This window comes from Psychrobacillus sp. (assembly GCF_056205495.1).
This window is the reverse complement of the sequence record NZ_JBAEAP010000044.1, coordinates 1-4239: the sequence shown is the minus strand read 5'-3', so window position 1 is coordinate 4239 and position 4239 is coordinate 1. Positions and strand designations below refer to the sequence as shown.

The following is a 4239-nucleotide window of genomic DNA, read 5'->3' as shown; positions in this document are numbered from 1 at the left end:
TCCGTACCTCTTTTAAACAGATGGATGATGCCAAGTAAGGAAGATACTTTCTCAATTGACCCGGCATTACTAGAAGAAGAAAAGGTTGAGGAAAAATCAACTGAAAAACCTACTCCTGCACAAAGACTGGAAGGAAGCTATATATTGACCGGTTTAATCGGACTACTTGGTCTGGTTTACTTGGTTAACCACTTTGTCACTAAGGGCTTCGACTTAAACTTAAATATTGTTAACTTGATTTTCGTAACGCTTGGCATTATTTGTCATGGAACACCAAGAAACTTTTTAATGGCAGTTAAAAATGCCGCTAGTACTGTAGGAGATATTGTTATCCAATTCCCTTTTTACGCAGGGATCATGGGTATGATGGTTGCTTCCGGTTTAGCTGGAGTTGTTTCTGAGGCATTTATTAGTATATCGAATGAGCACACTTTTTACTTGTTCACGTTTTATGCGGCTGGAATAGTTAACTTCTTTATCCCTTCAGGGGGAGGACAATGGACTGTACAAGCACCAATTATGCTAGAGGCTGCATCTGCACTTAACCTTAGCTATGCGAAAACGGCCATGGCGATCGCGTGGGGAGATGCGTGGACAAATATGATCCAACCTTTCTGGGCACTACCAGCCTTGGCTATCGCCGGCCTAAAGGCAAAGGACATCATGGGGTATTGCGTGTTTGTCCTGTTACTAAGTGGTGTCATTATTAGTATCGGCTTGTTCTTTTTCTAAAAAATTTTATTATACATTCCCTGAAATATGAAAGAAGATCCTTCTTATAAAAGGAGGATCTTCTTCATTAGAAAAATCAAATGATGCTTGAACATAACTAGAGAATAATTAAAAAACTTGAAATCGACAACTTGATTTCAAGTTTTTTATTTTAGCTATGTTATAGGCTATGGTAATTTGTGAAATGTTACACTTAAACTAAAGTAAGCTGTTTAGTTTAATAAGAGGTAAATATAACAAAGTGGCGAAATAGTAAATAAAGTGAAATTGTAGAGGAGGATATTATGTCAAAATATATTAGTAAATTTTTCTTAACATTACTGGCTAGTGTTATTTTACTTTTTATACTTATTTTTGTGTTTGATGGTGGTGAGAGCTATGCGGAAACTTGGATTCTTACATTCGGTACAATAATTATTGTATTGCTATCATTTGTGATTGCACTTATGTATTATTTAATAGATTTAATTAAGAAAAAACCTTAGTTTAACCAACAGGTAGCTTTAGTAAAAAAAGTCAAAGTCAAATGAGCCAGAGACTAACTCACTATTCTTTGCCTCGATTTTATATCGCTCTTTGGCAAGCTGTTTAAATTCTTCGGTATTCTGAAATGCCTCTTGTTCAAGGTGCTCTGTCGATTTGATTGGGACACAATATGTTTTAGATTTAGATCCTTCTTTGTAACACCCAAATCTGAAAGGGCATATTTTACATTTTTCCACATCAAAATTATTTTTGATTTGAAGGTTACGGTTTCCATGTATGGACTTAAGTTCAGCGTTTCTTGGTTTGAAATCATTGTGCGCACCCCTGTATTTACTTTTCTTTGGTATAGCAAGAAAAGTTTTTTTGCCGAGTACATTTTTAAAAAATTCTATAGTGGATTGGAGTATAGAGTGGTGACTCCTAGGGGATTAGCGGCCACGGCGAGCACCCGGACTGAGCGCAGCGAGGGAGAAGGCTTGCCGGGCCGCCCCCAGGAAAGCATCCGCTCGGAACGGAAAGACACGGATTCAGGAAATAGGAGCTTTATTCATACTCTATCCCTAAGCGTTTTAAAAGTACTTTTTCAGTGCCCTCACTTCGTTCCTGCGGGGCTTTCAGCTCGAGCTGCCCCCCAGGAGTCACCACCTCCACTTCAAACAACAAGAATTGAAAAGTTTCTTACAAGAAATTGTGCGGACCTTAAAAATGAAGTAAAAACATGAAATCGAGTTTCCATTTCATTTTTTTTAATTTAATACTAAATTTTAACCTGAATAGCTAGGTTTTTAATTTGTATATAGTTTTGAACGGCTAAATGACTTTTTTCTCGTCCAATCCCACTCTTCTTATAACCACCAAAAGGCATTTGTACGCCTCCAGCTGCTCCATAAGTGTTGATAAACACTTGACCCGCTTCGATACGAGCAGCTACATAATGAGCAACGTCAATATCCTTTGACCACACTCCAGCAACAAGACCATATTCGGTTTCGTTTGCTAGCTCAATTGCTTCTTCAACTGAATGAAAGCGGACAACGCTCAATACTGGACCAAATATTTCCTCCTGGACATAGCTCTCTTCGTGACTAGTTGCTTCGATGATTGTTGGGGAAATATAATATCCATTCTCATAGTCTCTTACCTCTACAGCCTTCCCTCCAACTAGTACATTACCTTGCTTACTTGCTTCACCTAAAATGTCCAAGATTCGTTCATGTTGCTTTTGGTTAATAATTGGCCCGACATCTGCATTCATGGATGCTGGTCCTATGGATAGCTCTCCAAATCGGACAACAAGCTGCTCTAGTAGCTCATCAGCGATTGTATCCTGCACTAGCAGGCGTGAACCTGCAGAGCACGTTTGTCCTGCATTTTGCGTAATGGAGTTGACAATTGCTGGGATTGCACGATCCAAATCGGCATCCTGAAACACAATATTAGGCGATTTACCACCTAACTCTAGCGTTACAGGCACAATGTTCGCTGCTGCAGATTGCATGACCGATATTCCCGTCTGTACAGATCCGGTAAAAGTAATCTGGTTGATTCCTTTATGTGAGCTTAATGCTGCTCCAACCTCGGCCCCATATCCAGTTAAATGCTGAAAAACTCCCTTTGGAAGTTTTTCATGAAACCATTGTGCAAGAAAGTTTGTGGACAAAGGGGTATCCTCTGAACTTTTTACAATTACTACATTTCCGGTTGCAAGTGCCGCTCCTACACTTCGAGCTGTAATTTGAATCGGGTAATTCCAAGGGACAATATGTACTGTCACGCCGATAGGTTCCACCACTGTTACATTTAACAAATTCTCTTCAATTGGGATCGTATCGCCGAACACTTTATCAGCAATACCTCCGTAAAACTCGAAGTATCGGGCTGCTGCTTCTACATCGGCTCGAGCTTGATTCATCGGTTTTCCAACGTCGAGAGACTCAAGCGCTGCAAGTTCCTCAGCATGTAATCGTACGTAGGCGGCTAGCTCCACTAATAATTGTCCTCTTTGAAAAGGCTTGAAGGCCTTCCATTCTTTACTCTTCAATGCACGTCTTGCAGCTGCCACAGCCTCGTCCACATGCGTTTCATTACCACGGACGATTTGAGCGATTACGTCACTTGTAGCGGGATCTCGTACATCAATCCACTGGCTGCCACTGACCCACTCTCCATTAATTAGCATGTTGATTTTTTCCATGAGAAGCTTCCACCTCCTTTAAATATTTCGACCGCCGTCCACATGAATCACTGAGCCTGTAATGATTTGAGCTGCATCGGACAATAAATGCACAACTGTTGCGGAAATGTCAGACGGTTTAATCAATCTACCTAATGGAACACTTTCTGCAAAGATATCTTTATTCAGGACTACTTCCCCTTTTTGAGAAGAAAACTGTCCTAGCATTTGAGTATCAGCAGGACCAGGATGTATTACATTTACTCTTACGTTATAAGAAGCAGCTTCTAACGCAAGTGCCTTAGAGAATGCCTCGACAGCCCCTTTTGATGCTACATAGCTTTGAAGACCTGGTCGTGGTCGCGTGACAGAAACTGACCCAATGTTGATAATTGATCCGTTTTTAGCCTCCCTCATGTAGCGAATTGCTTCCTTACACGTTAAGAAAGTGGCGGTTGCATTGATATTAATAAGCCTATGCCATTCGGTTAGTTCAACATCTACTATTGATTTAGCAGCCTGTGCTATACCAGCGATGTTCACCAAGCCATCTATTCTATGAAACTCATCATTGATCTCTTTAAAAGTGGACTGTATACTATCTTCGTTTAACAGATCAACCTGTTTCACTCGTAAGTTTGTATGCGCCACCCCGGCTACAGCAGCGGTGTTAATATCTAAAGCAACAACAATCGCTCCTTGCTCTAGTAAATCTTGTACAACTTGAAGACCCATTCCTCCCCCAGCACCTGTAACTGCGATTACTTTGCGTTCAACTACACCCATTCTCATCTCTCCTATGCATAAGATTTAATGTGTTTCATAATTTCCTCAGTAAACTCCGTAGT

The 4239-nt window shown here is 40.5% G+C and carries 4 protein-coding genes and 1 pseudogene; 2 read left to right on the top strand and 3 right to left on the bottom strand.

Annotated elements, in window-relative coordinates; translation table 11 throughout:
• Positions 1 to 732, top strand: a 732-nt coding sequence (locus AC06OU_RS01465) for a TIGR00366 family protein (RefSeq protein WP_475853543.1), incomplete at its 5' end; no start/stop codon positions are given.
• Positions 733 to 1016: 284 nt separating this feature from the next.
• Positions 1017 to 1217 carry a hypothetical protein gene (locus AC06OU_RS01460; RefSeq protein WP_475853542.1) on the top strand — a complete coding sequence of 67 codons (201 nt, stop codon included), beginning with the start codon at positions 1017 to 1019 and terminating at the stop codon, positions 1215 to 1217.
• A gap of 54 nt (positions 1218 to 1271) precedes the next feature.
• On the opposite strand, the pseudogene AC06OU_RS01455 reads toward AC06OU_RS01460, so the two are convergent.
• The 3 genes and pseudogenes from AC06OU_RS01455 to AC06OU_RS01445 form a co-directional block, all read right to left on the bottom strand.
• Positions 1272 to 1481: pseudogene (locus tag AC06OU_RS01455) on the bottom strand (IS5/IS1182 family transposase); the annotation flags it as partial.
• A 494-nt stretch (positions 1482 to 1975) separates the two neighbouring features.
• Complete coding sequence (locus AC06OU_RS01450) at positions 1976 to 3412, bottom strand: aldehyde dehydrogenase family protein (RefSeq protein WP_475853541.1); 1437 nt, start codon at positions 3410 to 3412, stop codon at positions 1976 to 1978.
• Between the two features lie 18 nt (positions 3413 to 3430).
• On the bottom strand, positions 3431 to 4177 hold the full coding sequence (locus tag AC06OU_RS01445) for an SDR family NAD(P)-dependent oxidoreductase (protein WP_475853540.1): 747 nt from the start codon (positions 4175 to 4177) through the stop codon (positions 3431 to 3433).
• Between the last annotated feature and the right edge of the window lie 62 nt (positions 4178 to 4239).